We start from the raw sequence: 25626 nt of genomic DNA on the forward strand, positions 1-25626 counted from the left end.
GTGGCGTGGTTCCCCACAGGTATAGACCAAGTCGGGATCTTCATCGATTTTGCTGGCCTCTTCGCGAGCAGGCTCGCTCCCACATTTTGGAATGCGTTCCCCCTGTAGGAGTGAGCCTGCTCGCGATGGCGCCATTGCTGACAACACAAATCCCACAGACAAAATTGATTTCTCCCACCCCACACTGGCCCCCATCCCACATGTCAGCTAGCATCGCCCTTTTGCCAGGACTGCCGACCATGAAGATCGTTTCCTTCAACATCAACGGACTGCGCGCCCGTCCGCATCAGCTGGCAGCGCTGATCGAAAAACACCAGCCGGACGTCATCGGCCTGCAGGAAACCAAAGTCCACGACGACCAGTTCCCGCTCGAAGAAGTCCGCGCCCTCGGTTACCACGTGTACTTCCACGGCCAGAAAGGCCATTACGGCGTGGCGATGCTCTCGCGTCAGGAACCGATTGCGATCCACAAAGGTTTCGCCACCGATGAAGAAGACGCCCAGCGCCGCTTTATCTGGGGCACGTTCGCCGACGCCAATGGCGTGCCGGTGACGATCATGAACGGCTACTTCCCACAGGGCGAAAGCCGCGACCACCCAACCAAATTCCCCGCCAAGCAGCGTTTCTACAGCGATCTGCAAGCGCTGCTGGAAAGCCAGTTCCACAATGAACAGCCCGTAGTGGTGATGGGCGATGTGAACATTTCCCCGGAAGACTGCGACATCGGCATCGGCCCGGACAACATGAAGCGCTGGTTGAAAACCGGTAAATGCAGCTTCCTGCCGGAAGAGCGCGAGTGGATGGCACGCCTGAAGAACTGGGGCCTGACCGACAGCTATCGCCACTTGAACCCGGACGTGACCGACATGTTCAGCTGGTTCGACTACCGCAGCCGTGGTTTTGAGGATGAGCCGAAGCGTGGCCTGCGCATTGACGTGATTCTGGCGTCGCATGGTTTGTTGCCGCGGGTGAAGGCTGCGGGTGTCGACTATGAATTGCGCGGGATGGAAAAACCGTCCGATCATGCGCCGATCTGGCTTGAACTGGCCTGATCTTCGAATCGCCTGAAATCCCCCCTGTGGGAGCGAGCCTGCTCGCGAAAGCGGTGTATCAGAAACATTTTTGTAACTGACACACCGCTTTCGCGAGCAGGCTCGCTCCCACATTTAGATCGCTGTCATCTCCAAGTAACTTTTCTGACTTAATCTCCCCGGCAATCCCCTTGGCTTGATTCGGTGCCGGCATGACCCTGCGTGTTCTGTGCGTTTTTCTCTTGAGTGCGTGGCTGTCGGTTTCTGCCACCGCCCTGCCCCTCCCTGAAAACGGCCCGGCGCTGCGCATTCAAGGCTCCAACACCATCGGCGCCGAACTCGGCCCGGCACTGGTCGAAGGCCTGTTGCAAGAACAGGGTCTGCTGAAAATCCACCGCGAAACCCCGGACACCGCCAACGAACTGCGCATCGTCGGCCAGACCGCTCAAGGCAAACGCGTGGTCGTCGAAGTTGCCGCCCACGGCTCCAGCACCGGTTTCACCGCGTTGAAAAACGCCAGCGCCGATCTGGCCGCGTCTTCCCGCGAGATCAAGGACAGCGAGCTGCAGACCTTGCAATCACTGGGCGATCTGAAAAGTCCTGCCGCCGAACAAGTCATCGCTATCGATGGCCTGGCGATCATCCTTCATCCCGATAATCCCCTCCAGCAACTGGACACCGAGCAACTGGCGCGGATCTTCAGTGGCGAAGTGAAAACCTGGGAAGACCTCGGCGGGCGTGGCGGTGCGATTCATTTATATGCACGCGATGATCAGTCCGGCACGTTCGACACGTTTAAGGAGTTGGTCCTCAGTCGTCGTGGGAAAAGTCTGAGCAGCAACGCGAAAAGGTTTGAGTCCAGCGAGCAATTGTCCGACGCAGTCAGTACGGATCCTCAGGGCATCGGCTTCATCGGTTTGCCTTACGTGCGTCAGGCCAAAGCGGTGGCCATTGCCGATGGTGCGTCGCAATCGATGTTGCCGCTGAACAGCCTGATCGCCACAGAAGACTATCCGCTGTCGCGGCGTTTGTTCTTCTATCTGCCACCCGACAGCAAGAATCCATGGGCGCAGGCCTTGGTGACGTTTGCGCAAAGTCGTCAGGGCCAGGCAATTGTCGCCGCCAATGGGTTCATCAGTCAGACCGTGCACGCCATGAGCGTCGCGCCGAATGCGCTGATGCCCGAGGGTTATCAATCCCTCAGCCGCCACGCCCAGCGTCTGACGGTGAACTTCCGTTTTGAAGAAGGCAGCGCGAACCTCGACAACAAGGCGCGTCAGGATCTGGCGCGAGTGTTCGACTATATAAAGCGCCACGACAAGACCGAGCGCGCGGTGACATTGGTTGGGTTTGGTGATGCCAAGGATGACCCGGCGCGGGCGGATCTGCTGTCGAAGCTGCGGGCGATGGCGGTGCGGCGTGAGTTGGTGAAGAACGGCGTGGTGTTGCGTGAGGTTCGCGGCTTTGGTGCGTTGATGCCGGTGGCGGCGAACAATGCGGATGAGGGCAGGATCAAGAATCGGCGGGTTGAGGTTTGGGTGTATTAGCCCTACCCGATCGTTCCCACGCTCTGCGTGGTAACGCCGCCATGGACGCTCCGCGTCCACTGTGACGCGGAGCGTCACGGGATGCATTCCCACGCAGAGCGTGGGAACGATCAGGTGGATCAGCGTTCGCTACGCAGCATCTCCTTCGGCACATACTTGCCGATTTCAAACTTGCCGATCGCCGCGCGGTGCACTTCGTCCGGGCCGTCGGCCAGGCGCAAAGTACGTTGCATGGCGTACATGTAGGCCAGCGGGAAATCGTTCGACACACCGGCTCCACCATGCATCTGGATCGCCCGGTCGATCACCCGCAATGCGACGTTCGGCGCAACCACCTTGATCTGCGCAATTTCGCTCTTCGCCACTTTATTGCCGACGGTGTCCATCATGTACGCGGCTTTCAACGTCAGCAGACGTGCCATGTCGATTTCCATCCGCGAGTCGGCGATCTTGTCGACGTTACCGCCCAGACGCGCCAGCGGTTTGCCGAAGGCAGTGCGGCTCACCGCGCGTTTGCACATCAATTCCAGTGCCCTTTCAGCCATGCCGATCGAGCGCATGCAGTGGTGAATCCGGCCTGGGCCAAGACGACCCTGAGCGATTTCGAAACCGCGGCCTTCACCGAGCAGAACGTTTTCGTACGGCACGCGCACATTGTCGAAGAGCACCTCGGCGTGGCCGTGTGGCGCGTCGTCGTAACCGAATACCGGCAACGGACGGACGATCTTCACGCCGGGAGTGTCGACCGGCACGAGGATCATCGAGTGCTGGGCATGGCGTGGTGCATCGGGGTTGCTCAGGCCCATGAAGATCAGGATCTTGCAGCGCGGATCGCAGGCGCCGGAGGTCCACCATTTTTTGCCGTTGATCACCCACTCGTCGCCATCACGCACGGCGCGGGCCGCCATGTTGGTAGCGTCGGAGGAAGCCACATCCGGTTCGGTCATGGCGAACGCCGAGCGGATCTCGCCTCGTAGCAACGGTTCGAGCCAGCGTTGTTTCTGTTCTTCGTTGGCGTAGCGCACCAGCACTTCCATGTTGCCGGTGTCTGGCGCCGAGCAGTTGAACGGCTCCGGCCCGAGCAGCGAGCGGCCCATGATTTCCGCCAGTGGCGCGTATTCGAGGTTGGTCAGACCGGCACCGAGCTCCGATTCCGGCAGAAACAGATTCCACAGGCCTTCGGCCTTGGCCTTGGCTTTGAGCTCTTCCATGATCGCCGTCGGCTGCCAGCGATCGCCTTCGGAGACCTGGCGCTCGAACACGGCCTCGGCCGGGTAAACGTAAGTGTCCATGAACGCGGTCACGCGCTCACGCAGTTCTTGCACCTTGGGCGAATAAGCGAAATCCATGATCAATTACCTTCTTGGGCAGAGGTTGTTTAAGTCATGCAATCGATGCTAGAACAGCGCTGATAATTTACCTAGCCTATTCTCGGCGTGTATAAACATTCATCACCGATATATGATCCAGTGATCGCCAGCCCTTAAAAACAAGAGAAGCCGCGTTATGAATCTGAGCAAGGTCGACCTCAACCTTTTCATCGTCTTCGACGCGATCTACACCGAAGCCAACCTGACCCGCGCCGGGCAGATTGTCGGCATCACTCAGCCGGCGGTGTCCAACGCCTTGGCGCGGTTGCGCGAAACCTTCAACGATCCGCTGTTCGTGCGCACGGCTCAGGGCATGGTGCCGACGCCGATGGCGCAGAACATCATCGGCCCGGTGCGCAACGCTTTGTCGCTGCTGCGTGTGTCGGTTCAGGAAAGCCGCATTTTCAACCCGGCGCAGGCGGTCAAGACCTACCGCATCAGCATGACCGACCTCACCGAAGCGGTAATTCTGCCGCCGCTGTTCCAGCGCCTGCGCCGTCTGGCGCCGACCGTGATTATCGAAAGCTTTCTGTCCAAGCGCCGCGAGACCACCAAGGAACTGGCCGCCGGGCGTCTGGATTTCGCCGTGGATGCGCCGCTCAACACCGACCCGCAGGTGCGCCACGTCAAGCTGATGGAAGACCGTTACGTCTGTGCGATGCGCAAGGGGCATCCGATGGCAGGCAAGGAAAAGCTCTCGCTGGATGATTACCTGTCGCTGACCCATATCCATATTTCCAGCCGTCGCAGTGGTCTGGGTTATGTCGATCTGGCGCTGGGCAAAATGGGCATTCAGCGCAAAATTGCCCTGCGCTCGCAGCACTATCTGATGGCGTCGCAAGTGATGCAGCAGACCGACATGGTCATGACGGTGCCGGAGCGCTTTGCCCGTCGGCATGAACTGCAGGCGTTTAATCTGCCGGTGAATGATGTGCCGCCAGTGGAGACGCATCTGTATTGGCATGAAAGCACTGACCAGGATCCGGCGAATCGCTGGATGCGCGAGCAGATGATCGAGTTGTGCCAGCAGGTGACGGCGCAGGAGAAGAAGCTGGATAAGGTGTAGGGCTTTTTACCGCGGCGCTGCCATCGCGAGCAGGCTCACTCCTACAATTGGTTGCATTTCTTCAGATGAAACACGGTCAACTGTAGGAGTGAGCCTGCTCGCGAAGGGGCCATCAAATACAACAAAAATCATCCCGCTTGACGTAAACGTCAACCTGCCATTAGCTTAGCGCCAAGACCTTTTTCCGAGCGCTTCCATGAGCAGCCAGACTTACAGCATCTCCGACCTCGCCCGCGAGCTGGACATCACCACCCGGGCGATCCGCTTTTATGAAGAGCAAGGCCTGCTCAGTCCTGAGCGCCGAGGCCAGGAACGCATCTATTCGCCGCGCGACAAAGTCAGCCTGAAGCTGATCCTGCGCGGCAAGCGCATCGGTTTTTCGCTGGCCGAATGCCGCGAACTGATCGAGCTTTACGACCCGTCCAGCGGTAACACCAAACAGCTCAACAGCATGCTGGCGAAAATCACTGAGCGCCGCGAGCAGCTGGAGCAGCAGTTGCTGGACATTGAGCAGATGAAGCTCGAGCTGGATACCGCCGAGGAGCGCTGCGTACAGGCGCTGGAGCAGACGCTCAAGAGCCAGCAGGCCATTTAGCCAACAACACAAATCCCCTTGTAGGAGTGAGCCTGCTCGCGATAGCGGTGTGTCAGTCGGAATAAATGCTGACTGACACTGCGCTATCGCGAGCAGGCTCACTCCTACAGGGGTTCTCCACGAATTCAAAAGAGCAGGTCAACCGCCATGTCCCTCCCCTCCCAAGTACGCCTGATCGAAGTCGGCCCGCGCGATGGCCTACAGAATGAAGCCCAACCGATCAGCGTGGCCGACAAGGTGCAACTAGTCGATGCACTCAGCGCTGCCGGCCTTGGCTATATAGAAGTCGGAAGTTTCGTTTCACCGAAATGGGTCCCGCAGATGGCGGGTTCGGCCGAAGTGTTTGCACAGATCCAGCGCAAGCCGGGCGTGACCTACGGCGCACTGGCGCCGAACCTGCGTGGCTTCGAAGATGCCATCGCCGCAGGGGTCAAGGAAGTCGCCGTGTTCGCGGCCGCGTCTGAGGCGTTCTCGCAGCGCAACATCAACTGCTCGATCAGCGAAAGCCTGGCGCGCTTCGCACCGATCATGGAAGCGGCGCAACAGCACGGCGTTACCGTGCGCGGTTACGTGTCCTGCGTGCTCGGTTGCCCGTACGAAGGCACGGTCGCGCCGGAACAAGTGGCGATGGTCGCGCGCGAGTTGTATGCGATGGGCTGCTACGAGGTTTCGCTGGGCGACACTATTGGCACCGGCACCGCTGGCGCGACTCGCCGCTTGTTCGAAGTGGTGTCGGCGCAGGTTCCGCGCGACAAGCTCGCCGGGCACTTCCATGACACCTATGGTCAGGCCATGGCCAATATCTACGCCAGCCTGCTCGAGGGCATCTCGGTGTTCGACAGCTCTATCGCGGGCCTCGGCGGCTGCCCGTACGCCAAAGGCGCGAGCGGTAACGTTGCTACCGAAGACGTGGTGTACCTGCTCAACGGCTTGGGTATCGAGACCGGTATCGACCTGGACGCCTTGATTGCTGCGGGTCAGCAGATCAGCGCGGTGCTCGGCCGCCCGAGCGGTTCGCGCGTGGCCAAGGCTCGTAGCGCACAGTGAAGGGGAAAGGTGTTACCGCTGAGTCTGGAATGTGGGGCTCAAGCGAGTAACACGGAAACAAATTGTCTGGTTTCGCTGGAGTGAAAATTTGCTGAAATTCTCAAATCATTGATTTATAAGGATTTTTAAAAGTTGGCACGGCTTCTGCTATCTCTATGGCATAACAAGAATAAAAAGCAGCAAACCAATAAAAATAAGACGTACCGACTCTGACATAACAAAAACAACACGGCAGAGACGCAGCTAACAGATTTTTTTGGAGAAGGTGTGCTTTTCAGGGTGCTCTCAGGAGTAACCCGCAACCGGGCAGAGAACAATAAAACTACCTTCAGGTAGCTCCCGAATCGGTTGGATCGTTTAACGAGAAAGCAGATCAGCGCTCAAAAAAATACGTTTGCTCTTGACCCCGGATGGGGGTCGCCAAAAACAGCGGTAAAGGGCAACGGTTGCCAAAAACAACAACAGACCGACCCTCAATAATAAAAAAGAGCACGCGACGACAAAATTAAAGGGGAGCTTCGGCTCCCCTTTGTGCTTTCTGTGATTTGTGTTTTCACTGCGTATCCCCTGTGGGAGCGAGCCTGCTCGCGAAAGCGTTGTATCAGACACATCTGCCCTGAATGACACACTGCATTCGCGAGCAGGCTCGCTCCCACATTGAATCCTCGTCAGGCGTGCTTTTCGCGTAGCTCTTCGATGCTTATTTCCCGCATGCGGAATTTCTGAATCTTGCCCGTGACCGTCATCGGAAACTCTTCAACGAACTTGAAGTGCCGTGGCGTCTTGAAGTGCGCGATGCGCTCCTTGCACCAGGTTTGCAGTTCCAGTTCGGAAGCGCTGTGGCCGGGGTGGAACTTGATCCAGGCAACAATCTCCTCGCCGTAACGCGAGCACGGAATGCCGATCACCTGCACGTCCGCCACTGCCGGATGGGTGAAGAAAAACTCTTCCAGCTCACGCGGATAAACGTTCTCGCCACCGCGGATGATCATGTCCTTGTTACGCCCGGCGATGTTGACGTAACCCTCCTCGTTCATGCTCGCCAGGTCGCCGGTGTGCATCCAGCCCGCCTCATCGATGGCTTCGGCGGTGGCCTGCGGATTGTTCCAGTAGCCGAGCATCACGCTGTAACCACGGGTGCAGAGTTCGCCGATGGTGCCGCGCGACACGAGGTTGCCGACCTCGTCGATGATCTTGCTTTCCAGTTGTGGCTGGGTGCGGCCGACGGTGGTCACGCGCAGCTCCAGTTCATCGTTCGGCCCGGTTTGCAGCGACACCGGGCTGGTTTCGGTCATGCCATACGCAATCTGCACTTCGCTCATGTGCATCTCGCTGATGACCCGGCGCATCACTTCGATCGGGCAGGTCGCGCCGGCCATGATCCCGGTGCGCAGGCTCGACAGATCGAATTCGCCGCGTTGCGGCTGGTCGAGCATGGCGATGAACATGGTCGGTACGCCGTAGAGGCCGGTGGCCTTTTCTTCGGCGACGGTTTGCAGGGTCAGCAATGGATCGAAGGCATCGTTGGGGTAAATCATCGTGCTGCCGTGGGTGATGCAGCCGAGGTTGCCCATGACCATGCCGAAGCAGTGATACAGCGGCACCGGGATCACCAGGCGATCGCGCGGGGTCAGGCCGATGCTTTCGCCGACCATGTAACCGTTGTTGAGGATGTTGTAGTGGCTGAGGGTCGCGCCCTTGGGGAAACCGGTGGTGCCGGAGGTGTACTGAATGTTGACCGCTTGATCGAAGTGCAGGCTGTCACTGTGTTCTTGTAGTTGTTCTTCAGAGACACTGGTTGCCATGTCGGACAATTGCGACCACGGCAGGAAACCTGACGGTGGCTGCGCGTCGAGGCTGATCACCCCGCGCAACTCTGGCAACCGCTCGCTGCGCAATTGGCCGATGGATTGTTCGGCCAGTTCCGGCACCAGGCCTTGCAACATGCCGTGGTAGTTCGAGGACTTGAATGCCCCGGCGCAGACCAGCCATTGGCAGCCGGATTGCTTGAGCACGTATTCGAGTTCGGAACTGCGATAGGCCGGGTTGATGTTGACCAGGATCACGCCGATTTTCGCCGTAGCGAATTGGCTGATGCACCATTGCGCGCAATTCGGTGCCCAGATACCGAGGCGGTCACCGGCCTGCAAACCCAAAGCGAGCAACGCTCTGGCATGCAGGTCTACCGCATCGGCCAGTTGCCGCCATGAGTAGCGCAACTGCTGATGGCGCACCACCAGCGCTTCACCGTCCGGGTATTGCGCAACAGTCTGATCGAACTTTTGCCCGATGGTCATCGCCAGCAAGGCTTTGTCCTGAGAACCACGGGTGTAGCTGCGCTGCGGGTTTGCACTGGGTTGATCCATGACGACCCCTATTGTCTTTATTTATGGGTTGCCGACGATCACTTGTAGGAGTGAGCCTGCTCGCGATCTCGATCCATCAGTCAACATTTACGTCGACTGACACAACGCGATCGCGAGCAGGCTCACTCCTACAAAAACCAATCAGCTTTCAATCTTGAACTGCCCCTACTCTCGCTCAAGTTGACGTTAACGTAAAGGGTGATTGACGGCCATCCGTCACAGGCTTACGTTAACGTAAAGGTGAGAGCCGAGTGACCGCCCTCCCCACCCTACAAAAAAGCCAAAAGGTGACCCATGAGCTATCCATCCCTGAACTTCGCCCTCGGTGAAACCATCGACATGCTGCGCGATCAGGTTCAGTCCTTTGTCGCCAAGGAGATCGCCCCGCGCGCGGCGCAGATCGACAGCGACAACCTGTTCCCCGCCGACATGTGGCGCAAGTTCGGTGACATGGGCCTGCTCGGTATCACTGTGCCGGAAGAGTACGGCGGCGCTGGGCTGGGTTACCTGGCACACGTGGTGGCGATGGAGGAAATCAGCCGCGGTTCGGCCTCTGTAGCGCTGTCCTACGGCGCGCACTCCAACCTCTGCGTCAACCAGATCAACCGCAACGGCAACCATGAACAAAAAACCAAATACCTGCCGAAACTGATCAGCGGCGAACACGTCGGCGCGCTGGCGATGAGCGAGCCAAACGCCGGCTCCGACGTGGTCTCGATGAAACTGCGCGCCGACAAACGCGGCGACCGCTTCGTCCTCAACGGCAGCAAAACCTGGATCACCAACGGCCCTGACGCCAACACTTACGTGATCTACGCCAAGACCGACCTGGAAAAAGGCCCGCACGGCATCACCGCCTTCATCGTCGAGCGCGACTGGAAAGGCTTCAGCCGCAGCAACAAATTCGACAAGCTCGGCATGCGCGGCTCCAACACCTGCGAGCTGTTCTTCGATGACGTCGAAGTGCCGGAAGAAAACATCCTCGGCGTCCTCAACGGCGGCGTGAAAGTGCTGATGAGCGGCCTCGATTATGAGCGTGTGGTTCTCTCCGGCGGCCCGACAGGGATCATGCAGTCGTGCATGGATCTGATCGTGCCGTACATCCACGACCGCAAACAGTTCGGCCAGAGCATCGGCGAATTCCAGCTGATCCAGGGCAAAGTCGCCGACATGTACACCCAACTCAACGCCAGCCGCGCCTACCTCTATGCAGTCGCCCAGGCCTGCGAACGCGGCGAAACCACCCGTAAGGACGCCGCCGGCGTGATCCTCTACACCGCCGAACGCGCCACACAAATGGCCCTCGACGCGATCCAGATTCTCGGCGGTAACGGTTACATCAACGAATTCCCGGCGGGTCGTCTGCTGCGCGACGCCAAGCTGTACGAAATCGGCGCCGGCACCAGTGAGATCCGGCGCATGCTGATCGGTCGCGAACTGTTCAACGAAACGAAATGAATTTCGTCAGCTGCGAGCCGCAAGTTTCAACCTTTAAGAGAACCGCTTTAACTTGCCGCTCCAAGCTTGCAACTCGTAGCTGCTTACGGAGTAAGCCATGATTCTGCACACTCAGCTCAATCCTCGTTCGGCGGAATTCGCCGCCAACAGCGCGGCGATGCTCAAACAGGTCGACGCGCTGCACACCCTGCTCGCCCAAGTGGCGCAAGGCGGCGGCGCGAAAGCTCAGGAGCGCCACACCTCGCGCGGCAAACTGCTGCCGCGCGAGCGCATCAACCGCTTGCTTGATCCGGGTTCGCCGTTTCTGGAAATCAGTCAATTGGCCGCCCACGCGGTTTACGGCGAAGACGTACCCGCCGCTGGTGTGATCGCCGGGATCGGTCGTGTCGAAGGCGTCGAGTGCATGATCGTCGCCAACGACGCAACGGTTAAGGGCGGTTCGTACTACCCGCTGACCGTGAAAAAACACCTGCGCGCGCAGACCATCGCGCAGCAGAATCGCCTGCCGTGCATCTATCTGGTGGACTCCGGTGGCGCCAACCTGCCCCGTCAGGACGAAGTGTTCCCGGACCGCGAGCACTTCGGGCGGATCTTCTTCAACCAGGCCAACATGAGCGCGATGGGCATTCCGCAAATCGCTGTGGTCATGGGCTCCTGCACTGCTGGCGGCGCCTATGTGCCGGCGATGGCTGACGAAGCGATCATGGTGCGCAATCAGGCCACCATTTTTCTCGCCGGCCCGCCATTGGTGAAAGCTGCGACCGGTGAAGTGGTCAGTGCCGAGGATCTGGGCGGCGCCGATGTGCACTGCAAGATTTCCGGGGTCGCCGACCATTACGCCGAGAGCGACGAACACGCCCTCGCCCTCGCCCGCCGCAGCGTCGCTAACCTCAACTGGCGCAAGCTTGGTGAAGTGCAGCAACGCGCGCCGATTGCGCCGCTCTACGCCAGCAATGAGTTGTACGGCGTGGTTTCCGCCGATGCCAAGCAACCGTTCGACGTGCGCGAAGTGATTGCGCGACTGGTCGACGGTTCGGTGTTCGATGAATTCAAAGCGCTGTTCGGCACTACCCTGGTCTGCGGTTTCGCGCATCTGCACGGTTACCCGATCGCGATTCTGGCCAACAACGGCATCCTCTTCGCCGAAGCCGCGCAGAAAGGCGCGCACTTCATCGAACTGGCCTGCCAGCGCGGCATACCGCTGTTGTTCCTGCAAAACATCACTGGCTTCATGGTCGGGCAGAAATACGAGGCCGGCGGCATCGCCAAGCACGGCGCAAAACTGGTAACCGCCGTTGCTTGCGCAAAAGTGCCGAAATTCACCGTGATCATCGGCGGCAGCTTTGGCGCCGGCAACTACGGCATGTGCGGGCGCGCCTATGATCCACGCTTCCTGTGGATGTGGCCGAACGCGCGGATCGGCGTGATGGGTGCCGAACAGGCCGCTGGCGTGTTGGTGCAGGTCAAGCGCGAACAGGCTGAGCGCAGCGGTCAGGCGTTCAGTGCCGAGCAGGAAGCCGAGATCAAGCAACCGATTCTCGACCAGTACGAAGAGCAGGGTCACCCCTACTATTCCAGCGCACGGCTGTGGGACGACGGCGTCATCGACCCGGCGCAGACCCGCGATGTGCTGGCCCTGGCCTTGTCCGCGTCGTTGAACGCGCCAATCGAACCGAGCCGCTTCGGCGTGTTCCGGATGTGATCGGGAGAATCTCATGAGCGACTTCAATACCCTCGAACTGCAAACCGACCCACGGGGTTTCGCGACGCTGTGGCTCAACCGCGCCGAAAAGAACAACGCGTTCAACGCCGAAATGATCCGCGAGTTGATCCTCGCCCTCGACAAAGTCGCCAGCGACGCCAGCCTGCGTTTCTTGCTGGTGCGTGGACGCGGCAAGCATTTCAGCGCCGGCGCCGATCTGGCGTGGATGCAGCAATCGGCCGAGCTCGATTACCACACCAACCTCGACGACGCCCGCGAACTCGCGGAGCTGATGTACAACCTCGCCAAGCTGAAAATTCCCACAGTCGCCGTGGTCCAAGGCGCGGCGTTCGGTGGTGCACTGGGGTTGATCAGTTGCTGCGACATGGCGATTGGCGCCGATGATGCGCAATTCTGCCTGTCGGAAGTGCGCATTGGTCTGGCCCCTGCGGTAATCAGCCCGTTCGTGGTGCAGGCCATCGGCGAACGTGCTGCGCGGCGCTATGCGCTGACCGCCGAACGTTTCGGCGGCCAACGCGCTCGGGAAATCGGCTTGTTGTCCGACAGCTATCCAGCCGCTGAACTGGAACAACAAGTCGAACAGTGGATCAACAACCTGCTGCTCAACAGCCCCGCCGCGATGCGTGCCAGCAAGGATTTGCTGCGTGAAGTCGGCAACGGCGCGCTGACCCCGGCACTGCGCCGTTATACCGAAAACGCCATCGCCCGTATCCGCGTCAGCCCCGAAGGCCAGGAAGGTCTGCGCGCTTTTCTGCAAAAACGTCCGCCGAGCTGGCAAGCCGCAACCACCACCAAGGAGCCGCGTTGATGAGCGCACCTGTTCTCACCACCCTGCTGGTGGCCAACCGTGGCGAAATTGCCTGTCGCGTAATGCGCACCGCCAAAGCGCTGGGCCTGACCACGGTCGCCGTGCACAGCGCCACCGACCGTGAAGCGCGGCACAGCCGTGAAGCCGACATTCGCGTCGATCTCGGTGGCAGCAAAGCCGCCGACAGTTATCTGCAAATCGACAAACTGATCGCGGCGGCCAAGGCCAGCGGCGCGCAGGCGATTCATCCGGGTTACGGGTTTCTCTCGGAAAACGCCGGTTTCGCCCGAGCTATCGAAGCGGCCGGTTTGATTTTCCTCGGCCCGCCCGCTTCGGCCATCGATGCCATGGGCAGCAAATCCGCCGCCAAAGCGCTGATGGAAACCGCTGGCGTGCCACTGGTGCCGGGTTATCACGGTGAAGCGCAGGATCTCGAGACCTTCCGCGATGCTTGCGAGCGTATCGGTTATCCGGTGCTGCTCAAGGCCACGGCCGGCGGTGGCGGCAAAGGCATGAAAGTGGTCGAGGACGTCAGCCAACTCGCCGAAGCCCTCGCCTCGGCACAGCGTGAAGCGCAGTCATCGTTTGGCGATTCGCGGATGCTGGTGGAAAAATATCTGCTCAAGCCGCGTCACGTGGAAATCCAGGTGTTCGCCGATCAACATGGCAACTGCCTGTACCTCAACGAGCGTGATTGCTCGATTCAACGGCGCCATCAGAAAGTCGTCGAAGAAGCTCCGGCCCCGGGCTTGTCCCCGGAACTGCGTCGGGCGATGGGCGAGGCGGCTGTGCGCTCGGCGCAGGCGATCGGATATGTCGGCGCCGGTACTGTGGAATTTTTGCTGGATGCGCGCGGTGAGTTCTTCTTTATGGAGATGAATACGCGCCTGCAAGTGGAGCATCCAGTGACCGAGGCCATCACCGGTCTGGACCTGGTCGCGTGGCAGATCCGCGTAGCCCGTGGTGAAGCGCTGCCGATCACCCAAGCGCAGGTGCCGTTGAACGGTCATGCGATTGAAGTGCGCTTGTACGCTGAAGACCCTGCGAATGACTTCCTGCCGGCGACCGGGCGTCTGGCGTTGTATCGCGAATCAGCTGAAGGGCCTGGGCGCCGGGTCGATAGCGGAGTTGAAGAAGGCGATGAAATTTCGCCGTTTTACGACCCGATGCTCGGCAAACTGATTGCCTGGGGCGAGGATCGTGAGCAGGCGCGCCTGCGTCTGTTGAGCATGCTCGACGAATTCGCGATTGGCGGATTGAAGACCAACATCAACTTTTTGCGGCGGATCATCGCCCATCCCGCGTTTGCGGCGGCGGAGCTGGATACCGGGTTTATTCCGCGCTATCAGGAGCAATTGCTGCCTGCCCCCGGCACGTTGAGCGATGAATTCTGGAAAGCGGCGGCTCAAGCGGTGGCGCAAAGCCTGCCCCAGCTTGTGCGTCAGGATGACCCTGCTTCGCCGTGGTCATTCAATAGTGGTTTACGTGCAGGTCTGCCACTGGAAATCACCCTGCATTTGAGTTGCGAGGGCCAGGATCGCGCCTTGACGCTGAATGCCGCTGATCACGCCAGACTGTCGGGTGAAACACTCATCGTCGAGCACGACGGAGTCCGTCGTACGTTGCGCGCCATTCGCCAGGGCGATGCGCTCTATCTGCAATGGGAAGGCGAGTTGCGGCGCATCGAGACGTACGACCCGATCAGTGCCGTCGAAGCCAGCCACAGCCATCAGGGCGGACTGACCGCGCCAATGAACGGCAGCATTGTCCGTGTGCTGGTCGAGGCTGGGCAATCGGTAGAGGCCGGTGCGCAACTGGTGGTGCTGGAAGCGATGAAGATGGAACACAGCATCCGTGCGCCGCATGCCGGGGTGATCAAAGCGCTGTATTGCCAGGAAGGTGAAATGGTCGGCGAAGGCAGCGCTTTGGTTGAACTGGAAGCAGTGTGAATATGAGGATCGATCCTACGCCTGGCGAGGATCGATCTGACTAGTAACGCGCCGTTGCCTGAACCACAACGCCGATGATTCGACACTCATCGGTCAGCAGGGCTTTCGGCCACGTCGGATTGAGCGGCACCAGGTAACGCTGGCCGCCCTCTTCGTCGAGCTTGCGAAAAATCGCTTCAGGGCTGTCGGGCCATTGTGCGATTACCAGTTTGCCGGGCACCGCCTCGGCCGCCGGATCAACCAGAATCAGCATGCCTTCGGCAATGCTCTGGCCACTGGGGGCGGTCATTGAATCCCCCGTCACCGTCAACCAGAACGCCGGACCACGCGCGTGGTAATCCGTCAGTTCGAAGCGCTGTTTGCCTGAAGGCTTGGCATAGGACGTGGCGTCGCTCTCGCGCACCTCGCACGTCGTCTGCCAATCGCTGACCGGGTAACGGAAATACGGGTTGTACTTCTGCGCCAGCGGCATGTCGTCGTCAGGTGTTATTTGCGGTTCCCGGATCACCAGCACCACTTCCAGAAAATCCATGCCCAGCGCTTGCAGCACGCGATTCATTTGCGTGATGCCGGGTTCGCGACGCTTGTTCAGCCAATGGCCGATCCCGCCCTGGGACATGCCGACGCGCTCTCCGAGCTCTGTTTGAGTGATTTTGAGTTCACTCATCTTGGCCTTGACCAACTCAATCCATTTATCCATGTGCAGCACCTTACGTCGACGCCTTCGGCCAGCAAAACACATATTGTAGTATTTAAATTCTGGTCACAACTACACAGAGTACTATTCTGAAGGCACGGATTTTCAATCGACCAAGGAGTGCCTCTTCATCATGAATATCAGCAGCAAAGACTTGCCCGATCTGCAAATGGACACCACCTTCACCTCGCCTCAGGGCAATGCAGCGGCGCAGCGAGCGTTGGACTATTACTTGAAACCAGCTGTGTCAGAACCCGAGGTCGACGAACGTTTTTTCGATGTCAGGCGCCATCTGAGCGGCGAAGAAGCCCTGGTGCACGCCTCGGATCTGTTGCGCTGTGCCGCAGCCACGGCGTTCAAGGCAGCCGAAAACCTGCAAGGCGCGAGTCGCGATCTGGCGTTTTCAGTGGTGCACATGGTGGATATGGCGCGGGCAATGGTCGACCATTCGCTCGATGGCGATGAAGCTTGAGCAACGGGACACCGGACGGACAGGAAAGAATTTTCCAATCGCGCAGATAAAAACATTTGACTTGCAAATGATAATGATTATTATTGCATGCAGCTGGTCGCGAGATCAGTCGATGGACCAGAGACCTTAGGTCGGTCTTCTGGACTATCTCCTCATCAGGCTAATCACGGTTTTTGACCCGGCTTTTTGCCGGGTCTTTTTTTTGCCCGTTTTTCGGGCTTGTGGCTTCAGGCTAATGAAGTCTTTAGGTGTTGCGAATTCGATGGCGCGGATAATATCAAAAGAATATCGCTTGGCAAGCCGAGCCCGGCCACATTGGGGCAAACTAATGACAATTAGCACTTGAGAATCAATCGCACAGTCTCTAAGCTGCATCCGCGTCATGGAGGACGCCCCCCGCCACACCCCGCAATTCCCCTCGGTTTCAGACCTGCCTGCGTGTAAAGTAACGGCCATAAAAATCATATTCAGGAATCGATTATGACCGTGGCCAAATCCTCGTTCGACATCAGTGCCAACTTCGACAGCGGCAACATCCAAGTCATCGACATCAGCAATCCGCTCAATCCGGTTCTGGCCATTCGCCCGGATACCCGCAGCGCCCATTTTCAGTGGTTCCACTTCAAGGCCAGCGGCCTGCATGTTCATCAGGAACACTGGTTTCGCCTGGTCAACGCCAGCCAGTCCTCCTATAACAAAGCCTGGACCGGCTATCAGGCAGTCGCCTCCTACGACCACGTCAACTGGTTCCGCATTCCAACCAGTTTTGAAGGTGACAGCCTGCGTTTTTGCCTTGAGGCGGAGCAAACCCATGCATGGTTTGCGTATTTCGAACCCTACAGCCGTGGCCGTCACGACTGGCTGATCGACCAGGCCCTGAGCAAGGCCGGCACCGAACTGCTGGCCACCGGCAAGAGCGTCGAAGGTCGCGATATTCAACTGCTGCACAAAGGCACCGGCGCCGAAGGCCAGCGCAAAATCTGGATCATTGCTCAACAGCATCCGGGTGAGCACATGGCCGAGTGGTTCATGGAAGGCGTCATCGAACGTCTGGAAAGACACGACGATCCTGTGCTGAACAAACTGCTGGCCAGCGCTGATTTGTACCTGGTGCCGAACATGAATCCCGACGGTGCGTTCCATGGACACTTGCGCACCAACGCGATGGGCCAGGACTTGAACCGCGCCTGGCAGAACGCCAGTCAGGACATCAGCCCCGAGGTACTTTTCGTACAACAGCAAATGGAAAAGTACGGCGTCGATCTGTTCCTCGACGTACATGGCGACGAAGAAATCCCCCACGTATTCACCGCCGGTTGTGAAGGCAATCCGGGTTACACGCCGCGCATCGAAAAGCTCGAAGAGCATTTCCGCAGCCACCTGAAACACACCACCAAAGACTTCCAGACCAAGTACGGCTACACCCGCGACGAACCGGGCCAGGCCAACATGACCCTGGCGTGCAACAGCGTCGGACAGAAATACGACTGCCTGTCACTGACCCTGGAAATGCCGTTCAAGGATCACGACGACCATCCCGACAAGGTAACCGGCTGGTCGGGCAAACGCTCCAAACAGTTGGGCAAAGACGTGCTGACCACCATCGCCGACATGGTTGATACCTTGCGCTGATCCCCTCCTCCGTCCCTCAAAAGATCGCAGCTTGTCTGCGATCTTTTGCTTTCTGCCATTCGTACTTTCGCGCAAACAGGTTGCAAAATAAAACCTGAATCAATACCGTGACCAAGGTTTTATTTTGAAACCTAAAAGGATGCGGGATATGAAACCTCTCAACAGCAGCGCCGTTTTGCTTTTCTCTGTGGCCTGCGGTCTGGCCGTGGGCAACGTGTATTACGCCCAGCCATTGCTGGACGCCATGGCTGAAGCGTTTGCGATGTCGCCGGCGACTATCGGCATCGTCATCACCCTGACGCAAATCGGTTACGGCATCGGCCTGGTGCTACTGGTGCCCCTCGGCGATCTGCTCAATCGACGCCGATTGATCGTCACTCAAACCCTGCTGTCGGCAGCGGCGTTGTTGATGATCGCGCTGGCGCCCAGCAGTGTCTGGCTGCTGCTCGGCATGACGTTGACGGGGCTGCTCGCCGTGGTGACGCAGGTGCTGGTGGCTTACGCCGCCACACTGGCGATCCCGACACAACGCGGGCGCGTGGTCGGTGTGGTAACCAGCGGCATCGTCGTGGGCATCTTGCTGGCACGCACGGTCGCCGGCGGCATGGCCGATCTGGCCGGCTGGCGTGCAATCTACTTTCTGTCGGCAGGGCTGACACTGTTCATGGCGTTGCTGCTGTTTCGCGTCCTGCCCAAGCGCGAATCTCCACAACCGGCGACTGGCTACATCGCACTGATCGCCTCGGTATTCAGTCTGTTCAAAGAAGAACCGGTACTGCGCCAACGCGCATTCCTCGCACTGCTGACCTTCGCCAGCGCGATGGTGCTGTGGACGCCGATGGTGTTGCCACTGGCCGCGCCGCCACTGTCCCTGTCGCACAGTCAAATCGGTCTGTTCGGTCTGGCCGGCGCAGCAGGTGCGCTGGCCGCCGCACGGGCCGGACACTTGGCGGATCGCGGCCTCGGGCAATGGGTCAGCGGACTTTCGCTGTTGCTGATGCTCGCCTCTTGGCTGCCGATCGCCCTCACCCAATCCTCGTTGTGGGCATTACTGCTGGGTGTGATCACCCTCGATTTGGCTCTGCAAGCCGTGCACGTCACCAGCCAGAGCATGATCTACAGTGTGCGCCCCGAAGCACAAAGCCGCCTCACTGCCGGTTACATGCTGTTCTACTCGATCGGCAGCGCACTCGGCTCCATCGGTTCGACCGCGATGTACGCGTGGGCCGGCTGGATCGGCGTGTGCCTGCTCGGCGCCGGCATCAACGCCGTGGCGCTGGCTTACTGGTGGTTGACCCTGAAAAGCGGCGCACCGGCACGATGCGCCACTCCGATGAGTTAACTGCGATCGCGACCACGCAACATGCTGTCGAGCACTTCGTCACGGCGCACCCAGCCATGGAACAACGCCGCCGCCAGATGCAGCAGCACCGTCAGGAACAACAGATAGGCCAGATACCCGTGAGCCTTGCGCAAAAACGCGAACAACTGCGCATCGGCCGGGACGATCGATGGCAACTGCAACGTTGTGCTGAGCATGACCGGCTCACCCGAGGCGCTGATCATCGCCCAGCCCAGCAACGGCAACACCAGCATCAACGCGTACAACAACAGATGCGAAGCCTTGGCCGCCAGCACTTGCCAGCCTGGCAGATCCGCGGGCAACGGTGGCTGGCGCGTGGTGAGCCGCACCAGCAAACGCACAATCACCAACGCCAGAATCGCGATGCCCAGCGGTTTGTGCAGATGGATCAGCCATTCATGCCGCTCGGAAACCGAGGTGACCATACCCGCACCGATAAACAGCATGGCAATGATCATCAGCGCCATCAGCCAATGCAGCAGTCGCGCCAACAGGGCGAAATGCGTCGGTTGAGTGCTCATGGACGAGCCTCCTGTTTAGCGGCGGGCAACTGACTGACTTCGCTGGTGCGACGCAGGTAGGAATTGGCGTAACCGGCGGAACGGGCCGCGAGCAACGGGTCGTCGGAACCTTGAATCCCGGCCGGCAACACCAGCGGGTCATAGTTGATATCACGGCATTCGCCGCTCAGTTGTGGCTGGGTCTTTTCCAGCACCAGCGTGCCGGCATTCAACACCTTTCGTCCTTCGGGCCAGGTCTTGCTGGCATCGCTCACCGGATCCTCAGGATTGGCCAGGGTGATGTTCAACTGAAAGCGCAGCGGCGCTGAGGCCAAACGTTGCACCAGATCCTTCTCGAGAAAATCGCCACCCTCAGGCGCAGTGTCGCCCGCAGCGTCCCGTGCCAACGGTGTCATGCTCCAGCGTACGGCCTGCTTTTTACCGCTGGCGTCGACCAGATAAAACGCGTTGACGCTGTTGTAAGTTTCGGTGGCGTAACTGGCCGACGGCTTGGCGGTTTTCACCCAGGTCAGAAACGGCACGGCTTCCGGGTGCGAGGCAAAGAATGCCGGGACCTTGCTCGGATCAGGTTTACCCGTGGCTGGATCCGGCGACTGTGCCTGCTGCAATTGATAAAACGCCTCAGGCGTACCGACCGGGAACACCGGCATGCTGTTCATCCCGGTGCGCCACTGCTGCCCGTTGGCCTGGGTGAACCGCAGCGCCAGACTGCGAATCGGCACGCTGCTGTCCGGTGCATACGGATTGCCCGCCGGCAGCGCGAATCGCCCAACCACCGGAGTCTGCGGCTCGTTGAACACTTGCGCAGTGGAAAACACCCGCGCCTCGCCACTGCTCTCGAAATGCCCGATCACGCACACGCCTTTGGCATGGTTACGGCGAAACCCGGGGTGTACGCCGTTGTTCTTCTCCAGCACATCGACCAGCGCTTTTGGCGTCAGGCGTTGTGGGTCGAAGTTACCGTGAACGTAGGCAAACGCCCCGGCCACCGCGGCGACTACCACAGCAATGCCACCCAGACGCAGAACCAGGCTCGCCGCACTCAGTGGCGGGCGCTGTGGGCCGCCGGGCGGTGCAGAATCGGGTGATGAACGATCAACCATGAAAGACTCCAGGGCCATCGGCCACAAGTAGGAAGAATCAGCAAGACGCACCTCGTGTGGATTTATTCCCCGCCTCGGTATTTATTTTTCCGAACGTGGAATAACCTCCAACGACGGACGTCTCCCTAGTCCACAGCGTAGTGACTAGCAGAATTTCATGAGCGAATTCGACGAACAGTTGAGAGAAATCATTCCCAGATTGCGCCGCTTTGCCGTGTCACTGACACGCAACAGCAGCAGCGCCGACGATCTGGTGCAGGCGTGCCTTGAGCGGGCGCTGTCGAGTTGGGGCGACAAACGCGCTGAAGGTGACTTGCGTGCCTGGCTGTTTGCGATCCTCTATCGGCAGTTTCTCGATGCCCATCGCCGCTCGCGACGCTACGCGCGGATGCTCGAGTTCTTTACCGGTCGCGACGATGCCGAACCCTCGGCGGAGCGCACAGTCATCGCCCAATCGACCCTGCAAGCCTTCGACTGTCTACCCACCGAACAGCGCGCCCTGCTGCTGATGGTCTCGGTGGAAGGCCTTTCCTATAAAGAGGTCGCCGAGATTCTCGACGCCCCGATCGGCACCGTGATGTCGCGCCTGTCCCGCGCCCGCCAGGCATTACGCCAGCTCAGCGACGGCGAAATCAGCAGCCCTTCTTTGCGGATACTCAAATGATCAGCCTGCCTCCCAACGAGCGTGACTTGCACGCCTACGTCGACCACCAACTCAGCGACACCGACCGGCGCGTGCTGGAGACCTGGCTGGCCAACCATCCGGACGAAGCGGCGCAGGTTCGCGCCTGGCAACAGGATGCCCAACAATTGCGCGCGGCACTCAGCGGTGCGTTGCAGCAACCGGCCAATCCGGCCCTTGACCCTGCCATGATCCGTCAGCGCCGCCAGCGTCAGTCACGGCGTCATCTGGCCAGCGCCGCGGTGTTGCTGATCGCAGTGAGCATCGGAGGCTTCAGTGGCTGGCAGGCTCGCGAAATGACTCTCGTGCGCCCATCCATGTTACCGATGACCGACGCCTTGCAAGCCTATCGCTTGATCGCCCAGCAAGGGATGCTGCCGGCCGATTACAAGGTCGACAATGACGGCGACATGCAACGCTGGCTCGATCGTTATTTCAACCGGGCCAGTCGTTTACCGGACCTGAAGGCGGCCGGGTTCGAACCGGTCAGCGGACGCTTGCTCAGCACTGACGAAGGCCCGGCGGCGATGGTCATGTATGAGGATGGCAGCGGGCATAAGGTGAGTTTCTACGTGCGCCCGCCGGGGCCAAAGAACACCTTTTTGCCCCGTGGCAGCCGCAGTGACGGAGACTTGCAGGCGCAGTACTGGTCGGGCGACGGGTACAACTATGCGATGGTCAGCCCGGTTGATACGCCGGCGGCGCAACAGCTCAAGCAATCACTGCAATTCTGAATCCAGTGAGGACTCCAATGTGGGAGCGAGCCTGCTCGCGAATGCGGTGGATCAGCAACACTGTTGTCGACTGACATCCCCATTCGCGAGCAGGCTCGCTCCCACAAGGGTTCAGCGTCAGGCTCAGAAACCTACGTCGAGCACCACATTGTCCAGATAGGTTCCCGCCGGTGGCGTGGTCTGGTCGGTGTAGATCTTCGCGTTGTAGTTGAAGATCTGGCTGCCCGTGCCCAACCCGTTACCCGGATTGACCTCGGCATCGGTACTCGCCCGCCGCGCCGCGCCGACACTGCCCCAGCGCGTAGTGCCGGCGCTTTTGAAAATGTCGTAGGCCAGATAATTGCTCCCGGAAATCATCCGTCGCCGGCCGCCGACACTCACCGCGTTCTGCCCGTCGCTCAATCCCACTGTATAAGCACTGCCCTTGGTGCAGGCCAGATTGATGGTCTGTCCGGTCACCGGCGTGAACGCGCTGACCACCGGCGCGCTGCCGAACGCGATGTTCGGCGCAGTAATCGTGCAGTCATTGGACACCGTCAGATTCACCGTCAGCGAAGTCGTGCCGTTGGCGATATCGCGCCCGAGACAGATAGCGCCAATGCCGATCCCAGAGCAGTAATTCCAGTTCCAGAAAATGCTCAGCGTCTCGGTATACACCCCGGCGGCAACGTTGCTGCCAATGGTTGTACCGAGGTAGAGCGGCACCGTTTTCGGCGTCGTACCATTGAGCAGGCCCAAGGCATCGATGATGCCGTTGCGCGCAAAGTCATAGGCCGTGCCGCGGGTCAGCGGGTAACTGGTGCTGTTGTTGGCGTAGATCGTGTAGCTGATGACATCGCCGGTCGGCCCGACCAGCCCCCCTTGAGTCGAAGACACAGTGCCCCAGAAGTGGTCGTTACTGGTCAGCAGGGACAGTAGCGAACCGGTGCAACTCAAACCCGCATTCAGTGTGGAACTGGGCTGCGAAGTCGTGCGCACGGCAATCGAACTGAGCGTACCGAACGCCGCCGGTGTGGTGCTGACCACCGAGCACGCGGCCTGCACCGCCCCCGGCAGCATCAGCGCCAGCATCAATAGCCATCGCCTGAACATCATTGACACACCAACGGCCCGAGCAATGGCACCTGATCCTGATTCAGGTCGACGCTGAACTGTGCCCGACAGGTCTTGCCGTCGCCCAGCGTGACCAGCAGCGAATTCTGCGCCTGCAGGTTCTCCAGATAAACCAGCCCATCCCAACCGACCACCGTCCGCGTGCCGCTCTGCTCATGCAGCACGCCCGCGCCCAGCGGCAGCTCGCGCTGCTGCGCATCGACCAGCACGATGCTCGCGGCGATCACCCGGCTCAGCGGAAACTCCAGCAGATAACCGCTGCCTCGGCGCACGGCAATGCGCTGTTCGACGTTGGGGCTGCGCACGTTGGCCGGCAGATTCAGTGGATCGATTTCATACTTGCCGCGGTAATACGCGCTGCTCCACGGCACCAGCAAATGACCGTTCTTGTCGGTCTGACCGACCTGCTGGTTTTCGTAGCGCACCGGAATGTCGGCGAAACCCTCGGTGCTGACCACCACAAACGCATCGTCGATGCGGTTGGCGGCGAACACCTGGCGATCCATCCACACCAGCGAACCACTGGCGTCGGCCCAACGGGTTTCGGCGTCGGAAGTGCCATAGACCCCGGCCTGCAATTGCACCGACTGCAGGCGCCAGGTCACGTCAGCCTGACGATAATCGGCGCCATCACCCTTGGCGTAACCCAGATTGAAACCTACGCCACCCTCAGTCGGCACCGCACGACTGTAGTTGACCCGCTGCTGGCTCTGCCCGGTTTTACTGCGCTCGGTGCTGATCGCCAGACTGCCGCGCAGATCGAACGGGACCACCAGTTGCGCCTGCACAGCCCAGTTGCTGTCGCCGATCTCGCGGTTGGCCGAGAGGTAGAAACTGCTGTTGCGCCACAGCGGTTTGCTCCAGCTAAGGTTGAGCAGACGCGTGCGTGAATCGTCCGCTGCACGCACATCGAAATAGCCGGCGCCGAGGCTGCCCCAGCGGTCGAGATTGAGGCTCAAGGTCGCCTGTTCGCTGCGCCGGCTCAGGCTGATATAAGGGCTGTCGACCACGGTCAGGTCGGCGTATTGATCATGCCGTTGCAGGCGCTGATAAGAAAAACTGAAACGCTGGTTGCTGTACTGATAGCCCAGGCTTAATTGCTGACCGCCCTCGCCGTCGAAACGGCTTTGACTCACAGCGCTGTTGAGTACACCGAAGTTACCCAGCTGCCAATTGCCGCCGAGGCCGCCCAGTGTCAGCGAGTCGGCTGCTTCGGCATGGCTTTCCAGAGTAAAACTGTCGCTGACGCCATAACGCAGGCTGCCGGACGTGACACCCGGGCCATAGTTGAAATCCTTCAAGCCGTAGTCGCGGCGCAACGTACCGGCGGCCACGGAAAAATCGCTCAAGCCCTTTTGCAGCAAGGTGCTGGTGACATAGAACGGCACCGTGGTCGACACCTGCCGGCCCAATGCATCGGTGGTCACCACCACCGCTTCGCCCGCGCCGTTGATGAACGGAATGTTGGTCAGCGTGTAGGGCCCAGGCTGTAAATCTGCGCTGCTGGACTTGTAGCCATTGATGAACAGATCCACCGAGGACGGCACTGCTGCTTCACCGGCAAATTGCGGCAGCGGATAGGTCACCAGATCCGGGCGCACCGCAAAATCCCGAGAGAACTGCACGCCGCCCAAACGCACCGAACTGCTCCACGGCAACGCACCGCTGATCACGTCACCGGCCTCGTAGGTGAGCATCCGCTCGTCATCGGAGTAACGCCAGGTGGTGTCGTAACGCAGGTAGCCATTGTTCAGCGTGTTGAGTGAATCACCGGACAAGATGCGCCGGTATTGCCCGGTATTGGACAACGTGCCCCAACTGTCAAACAGCCGCACTTCGTTCCACGCCGCCAGATAAGTGCCGGCATCGTCGGTGTCGTTGAGGTACAGGTCATAGTTGAACAGCGCGCCGAAACTGCTCAATGCCGGAGTGCGCGGGTAAGCCTGGCGATTACCGATGAACTGTTCCGGCAGCCAGTCCGGCGGCACGTCCAGCAGCAGGCGCTGACCGACACTGTCATAGTCGCTGTGCAGCCCCGGCAGGCTGTCGAGATCGACCTCGACGGCGAGGTTGTCGGGCAGTTTCATGCCGGTTTCGCGCAACGCCGTCGCCGGTACAAACAAGCGCCCGTCGCGCTGCTGCACTGCCACGACGCGTCCGGTATTCATCTGGTTGACCACCAGTTCCAGAAACAACTGTGCATCACTCACGGCCTCCATGCCGCTGGGCGGCGGCGGCAGATCGCCGGCCCCGGATGGTTGAACGAACATCAGGCAACACGCGCCGGTGATGAACCACAACGGACGCTGAATACGGCGAGCCAATCCCGGGCTCATACACGTTTTACGT

21 protein-coding genes are annotated in these 25626 nt (G+C 59.8%); 14 read left to right on the forward strand and 7 right to left on the reverse strand.

Annotation, left to right across the window (positions count from 1 at the left end):
* Positions 1-239: 239 nt before the first annotated feature.
* Together xthA and AB4N44_RS06670 are read left to right on the forward strand one after the other, a co-directional pair.
* Positions 240-1052, forward strand: a complete 813-nt coding sequence (xthA, locus tag AB4N44_RS06665) for an exodeoxyribonuclease III (protein ID WP_008082104.1) — start codon at positions 240-242, stop codon at positions 1050-1052.
* A 191-nt stretch (positions 1053-1243) separates the two neighbouring features.
* Positions 1244-2578: a substrate-binding domain-containing protein gene (locus tag AB4N44_RS06670; RefSeq protein WP_127928974.1), complete on the forward strand. Its 1335-nt coding sequence runs from the start codon at positions 1244-1246 to the stop codon at positions 2576-2578.
* A 119-nt stretch (positions 2579-2697) separates the two neighbouring features.
* On the opposite strand, the gene AB4N44_RS06675 is transcribed toward AB4N44_RS06670, so the two are convergent.
* Positions 2698-3927, reverse strand: a complete 1230-nt coding sequence (locus AB4N44_RS06675) for an acyl-CoA dehydrogenase (protein ID WP_127928975.1) — start codon at positions 3925-3927, stop codon at positions 2698-2700.
* 157 nt (positions 3928-4084) lie between these two features.
* On the opposite strand from AB4N44_RS06675, the gene AB4N44_RS06680 reads away from it, so the two are divergent.
* The 3 genes from AB4N44_RS06680 (at position 4085) to AB4N44_RS06690 (ending at position 6656) form a co-directional block, all read left to right on the forward strand.
* Positions 4085-5014 (forward strand): LysR family transcriptional regulator, encoded by a 930-nt coding sequence (locus tag AB4N44_RS06680; RefSeq protein WP_016986544.1) that lies wholly within the window; start codon positions 4085-4087, stop codon positions 5012-5014.
* 196 nt (positions 5015-5210) lie between these two features.
* Positions 5211-5609, forward strand: coding sequence for a MerR family transcriptional regulator (locus tag AB4N44_RS06685; protein WP_007917234.1), 399 nt, complete (start codon positions 5211-5213; stop codon positions 5607-5609).
* Positions 5610-5756: 147 nt separating this feature from the next.
* Complete coding sequence (locus tag AB4N44_RS06690) at positions 5757-6656, forward strand: hydroxymethylglutaryl-CoA lyase (RefSeq protein ID WP_095124471.1); 900 nt, start codon at positions 5757-5759, stop codon at positions 6654-6656.
* Positions 6657-7324: 668 nt separating this feature from the next.
* On the opposite strand, the gene AB4N44_RS06695 is transcribed toward AB4N44_RS06690, so the two are convergent.
* Positions 7325-9022: an AMP-binding protein gene (locus tag AB4N44_RS06695; RefSeq protein ID WP_460109622.1), complete on the reverse strand. Its 1698-nt coding sequence runs from the start codon at positions 9020-9022 to the stop codon at positions 7325-7327.
* Between the two features lie 294 nt (positions 9023-9316).
* On the opposite strand from AB4N44_RS06695, the gene AB4N44_RS06700 reads away from it, so the two are divergent.
* The 4 genes from AB4N44_RS06700 to AB4N44_RS06715 all read left to right on the forward strand — a co-directional run bounded on the left by AB4N44_RS06700 (position 9317) and on the right by AB4N44_RS06715 (position 14960).
* On the forward strand, positions 9317-10480 hold the full coding sequence (locus AB4N44_RS06700; RefSeq protein ID WP_122590347.1) for an isovaleryl-CoA dehydrogenase: 1164 nt from the start codon (positions 9317-9319) through the stop codon (positions 10478-10480).
* A gap of 97 nt (positions 10481-10577) precedes the next feature.
* Positions 10578-12182, forward strand: coding sequence for a carboxyl transferase domain-containing protein (locus AB4N44_RS06705; RefSeq protein WP_460109619.1), 1605 nt, complete (start codon positions 10578-10580; stop codon positions 12180-12182).
* 13 nt (positions 12183-12195) lie between these two features.
* Entirely contained in the window at positions 12196-13011 is an 816-nt protein-coding gene (locus tag AB4N44_RS06710; RefSeq protein WP_127928979.1) for a gamma-carboxygeranoyl-CoA hydratase, read from the forward strand.
* The gene (locus tag AB4N44_RS06715; protein ID WP_150751117.1) at positions 13011-14960 is read left to right on the forward strand and encodes an acetyl/propionyl/methylcrotonyl-CoA carboxylase subunit alpha; all 1950 of its coding nucleotides are present in this window, start codon (positions 13011-13013) and stop codon (positions 14958-14960) included. The genes AB4N44_RS06710 and AB4N44_RS06715 overlap by 1 nt, the downstream gene beginning before the upstream one ends.
* A 40-nt stretch (positions 14961-15000) precedes the next feature.
* Here the strand turns inward: AB4N44_RS06715 and AB4N44_RS06720 are convergent, their stop codons facing one another.
* The gene (locus AB4N44_RS06720) at positions 15001-15660 is read right to left on the reverse strand and encodes a LexA family protein (RefSeq protein ID WP_224794656.1); all 660 of its coding nucleotides are present in this window, start codon (positions 15658-15660) and stop codon (positions 15001-15003) included.
* Positions 15661-15790: 130 nt separating this feature from the next.
* On the opposite strand from AB4N44_RS06720, the gene AB4N44_RS06725 reads away from it, so the two are divergent.
* The 3 genes from AB4N44_RS06725 (at position 15791) to AB4N44_RS06735 (ending at position 19103) form a co-directional block, all read left to right on the forward strand.
* Entirely contained in the window at positions 15791-16129 is a 339-nt protein-coding gene (locus tag AB4N44_RS06725) for a DUF6124 family protein (RefSeq protein WP_093434137.1), read from the forward strand.
* 480 nt (positions 16130-16609) lie between these two features.
* The gene (locus AB4N44_RS06730; RefSeq protein WP_460109615.1) at positions 16610-17761 is read left to right on the forward strand and encodes a M14 family metallopeptidase; all 1152 of its coding nucleotides are present in this window, start codon (positions 16610-16612) and stop codon (positions 17759-17761) included.
* A gap of 148 nt (positions 17762-17909) precedes the next feature.
* Positions 17910-19103 carry an MFS transporter gene (locus AB4N44_RS06735; protein WP_460109613.1) on the forward strand — a complete coding sequence of 398 codons (1194 nt, stop codon included), beginning with the start codon at positions 17910-17912 and terminating at the stop codon, positions 19101-19103.
* Here AB4N44_RS06735 and AB4N44_RS06740 read toward each other — a convergent pair.
* Entirely contained in the window at positions 19100-19645 is a 546-nt protein-coding gene (locus AB4N44_RS06740) for a cytochrome b (protein WP_123594163.1), read from the reverse strand. The genes AB4N44_RS06735 and AB4N44_RS06740 overlap by 4 nt on opposite strands.
* Positions 19642-20748: a catalase family peroxidase gene (locus tag AB4N44_RS06745; RefSeq protein WP_455806452.1), complete on the reverse strand. Its 1107-nt coding sequence runs from the start codon at positions 20746-20748 to the stop codon at positions 19642-19644. The genes AB4N44_RS06740 and AB4N44_RS06745 overlap by 4 nt, the downstream gene beginning before the upstream one ends.
* Positions 20749-20905: 157 nt before the next feature.
* Here AB4N44_RS06745 and AB4N44_RS06750 point away from each other — a divergent pair, with 157 nt between their 5' ends.
* Positions 20906-21412: an RNA polymerase sigma factor gene (locus AB4N44_RS06750; protein ID WP_460109610.1), complete on the forward strand. Its 507-nt coding sequence runs from the start codon at positions 20906-20908 to the stop codon at positions 21410-21412.
* Positions 21409-22164, forward strand: a complete 756-nt coding sequence (locus AB4N44_RS06755; RefSeq protein WP_150751122.1) for an anti-sigma factor family protein — start codon at positions 21409-21411, stop codon at positions 22162-22164. Before AB4N44_RS06750 ends, AB4N44_RS06755 begins: the two co-directional genes overlap by 4 nt.
* A 123-nt stretch (positions 22165-22287) precedes the next feature.
* Here AB4N44_RS06755 and AB4N44_RS06760 read toward each other — a convergent pair whose 3' ends face one another.
* Both AB4N44_RS06760 and AB4N44_RS06765 read right to left on the reverse strand, forming a co-directional pair.
* Positions 22288-23259 carry a Csu type fimbrial protein gene (locus tag AB4N44_RS06760; RefSeq protein ID WP_110719340.1) on the reverse strand — a complete coding sequence of 324 codons (972 nt, stop codon included), beginning with the start codon at positions 23257-23259 and terminating at the stop codon, positions 22288-22290.
* Positions 23256-25613 carry a fimbria/pilus outer membrane usher protein gene (locus AB4N44_RS06765; RefSeq protein WP_460109609.1) on the reverse strand — a complete coding sequence of 786 codons (2358 nt, stop codon included), beginning with the start codon at positions 25611-25613 and terminating at the stop codon, positions 23256-23258. Before AB4N44_RS06765 ends, AB4N44_RS06760 begins: the two co-directional genes overlap by 4 nt.
* Between the last annotated feature and the right edge of the window lie 13 nt (positions 25614-25626).

This window comes from Pseudomonas sp. S3_C06 (genome assembly GCF_054667675.1).

Coding starts and splice junctions, on each gene's coding strand:
- xthA (WP_008082104.1), top strand. CDS start 240: ATGAAGATCGTTTCCTTCAACATCAACGGACTGCGCGCCCGTCCGCAT.
- AB4N44_RS06670 (WP_127928974.1), top strand. CDS start 1,244: ATGACCCTGCGTGTTCTGTGCGTTTTTCTCTTGAGTGCGTGGCTGTCG.
- AB4N44_RS06675 (WP_127928975.1), bottom strand. CDS start 3,927: ATGGATTTCGCTTATTCGCCCAAGGTGCAAGAACTGCGTGAGCGCGTG.
- AB4N44_RS06680 (WP_016986544.1), top strand. CDS start 4,085: ATGAATCTGAGCAAGGTCGACCTCAACCTTTTCATCGTCTTCGACGCG.
- AB4N44_RS06685 (WP_007917234.1), top strand. CDS start 5,211: ATGAGCAGCCAGACTTACAGCATCTCCGACCTCGCCCGCGAGCTGGAC.
- AB4N44_RS06690 (WP_095124471.1), top strand. CDS start 5,757: ATGTCCCTCCCCTCCCAAGTACGCCTGATCGAAGTCGGCCCGCGCGAT.
- AB4N44_RS06695 (WP_460109622.1), bottom strand. CDS start 9,022: ATGGATCAACCCAGTGCAAACCCGCAGCGCAGCTACACCCGTGGTTCT.
- AB4N44_RS06700 (WP_122590347.1), top strand. CDS start 9,317: ATGAGCTATCCATCCCTGAACTTCGCCCTCGGTGAAACCATCGACATG.
- AB4N44_RS06705 (WP_460109619.1), top strand. CDS start 10,578: ATGATTCTGCACACTCAGCTCAATCCTCGTTCGGCGGAATTCGCCGCC.
- AB4N44_RS06710 (WP_127928979.1), top strand. CDS start 12,196: ATGAGCGACTTCAATACCCTCGAACTGCAAACCGACCCACGGGGTTTC.
- AB4N44_RS06715 (WP_150751117.1), top strand. CDS start 13,011: ATGAGCGCACCTGTTCTCACCACCCTGCTGGTGGCCAACCGTGGCGAA.
- AB4N44_RS06720 (WP_224794656.1), bottom strand. CDS start 15,660: ATGGATAAATGGATTGAGTTGGTCAAGGCCAAGATGAGTGAACTCAAA.
- AB4N44_RS06725 (WP_093434137.1), top strand. CDS start 15,791: ATGAATATCAGCAGCAAAGACTTGCCCGATCTGCAAATGGACACCACC.
- AB4N44_RS06730 (WP_460109615.1), top strand. CDS start 16,610: ATGACCGTGGCCAAATCCTCGTTCGACATCAGTGCCAACTTCGACAGC.
- AB4N44_RS06735 (WP_460109613.1), top strand. CDS start 17,910: ATGAAACCTCTCAACAGCAGCGCCGTTTTGCTTTTCTCTGTGGCCTGC.
- AB4N44_RS06740 (WP_123594163.1), bottom strand. CDS start 19,645: ATGAGCACTCAACCGACGCATTTCGCCCTGTTGGCGCGACTGCTGCAT.
- AB4N44_RS06745 (WP_455806452.1), bottom strand. CDS start 20,748: ATGGTTGATCGTTCATCACCCGATTCTGCACCGCCCGGCGGCCCACAG.
- AB4N44_RS06750 (WP_460109610.1), top strand. CDS start 20,906: ATGAGCGAATTCGACGAACAGTTGAGAGAAATCATTCCCAGATTGCGC.
- AB4N44_RS06755 (WP_150751122.1), top strand. CDS start 21,409: ATGATCAGCCTGCCTCCCAACGAGCGTGACTTGCACGCCTACGTCGAC.
- AB4N44_RS06760 (WP_110719340.1), bottom strand. CDS start 23,259: ATGATGTTCAGGCGATGGCTATTGATGCTGGCGCTGATGCTGCCGGGG.
- AB4N44_RS06765 (WP_460109609.1), bottom strand. CDS start 25,613: ATGAGCCCGGGATTGGCTCGCCGTATTCAGCGTCCGTTGTGGTTCATC.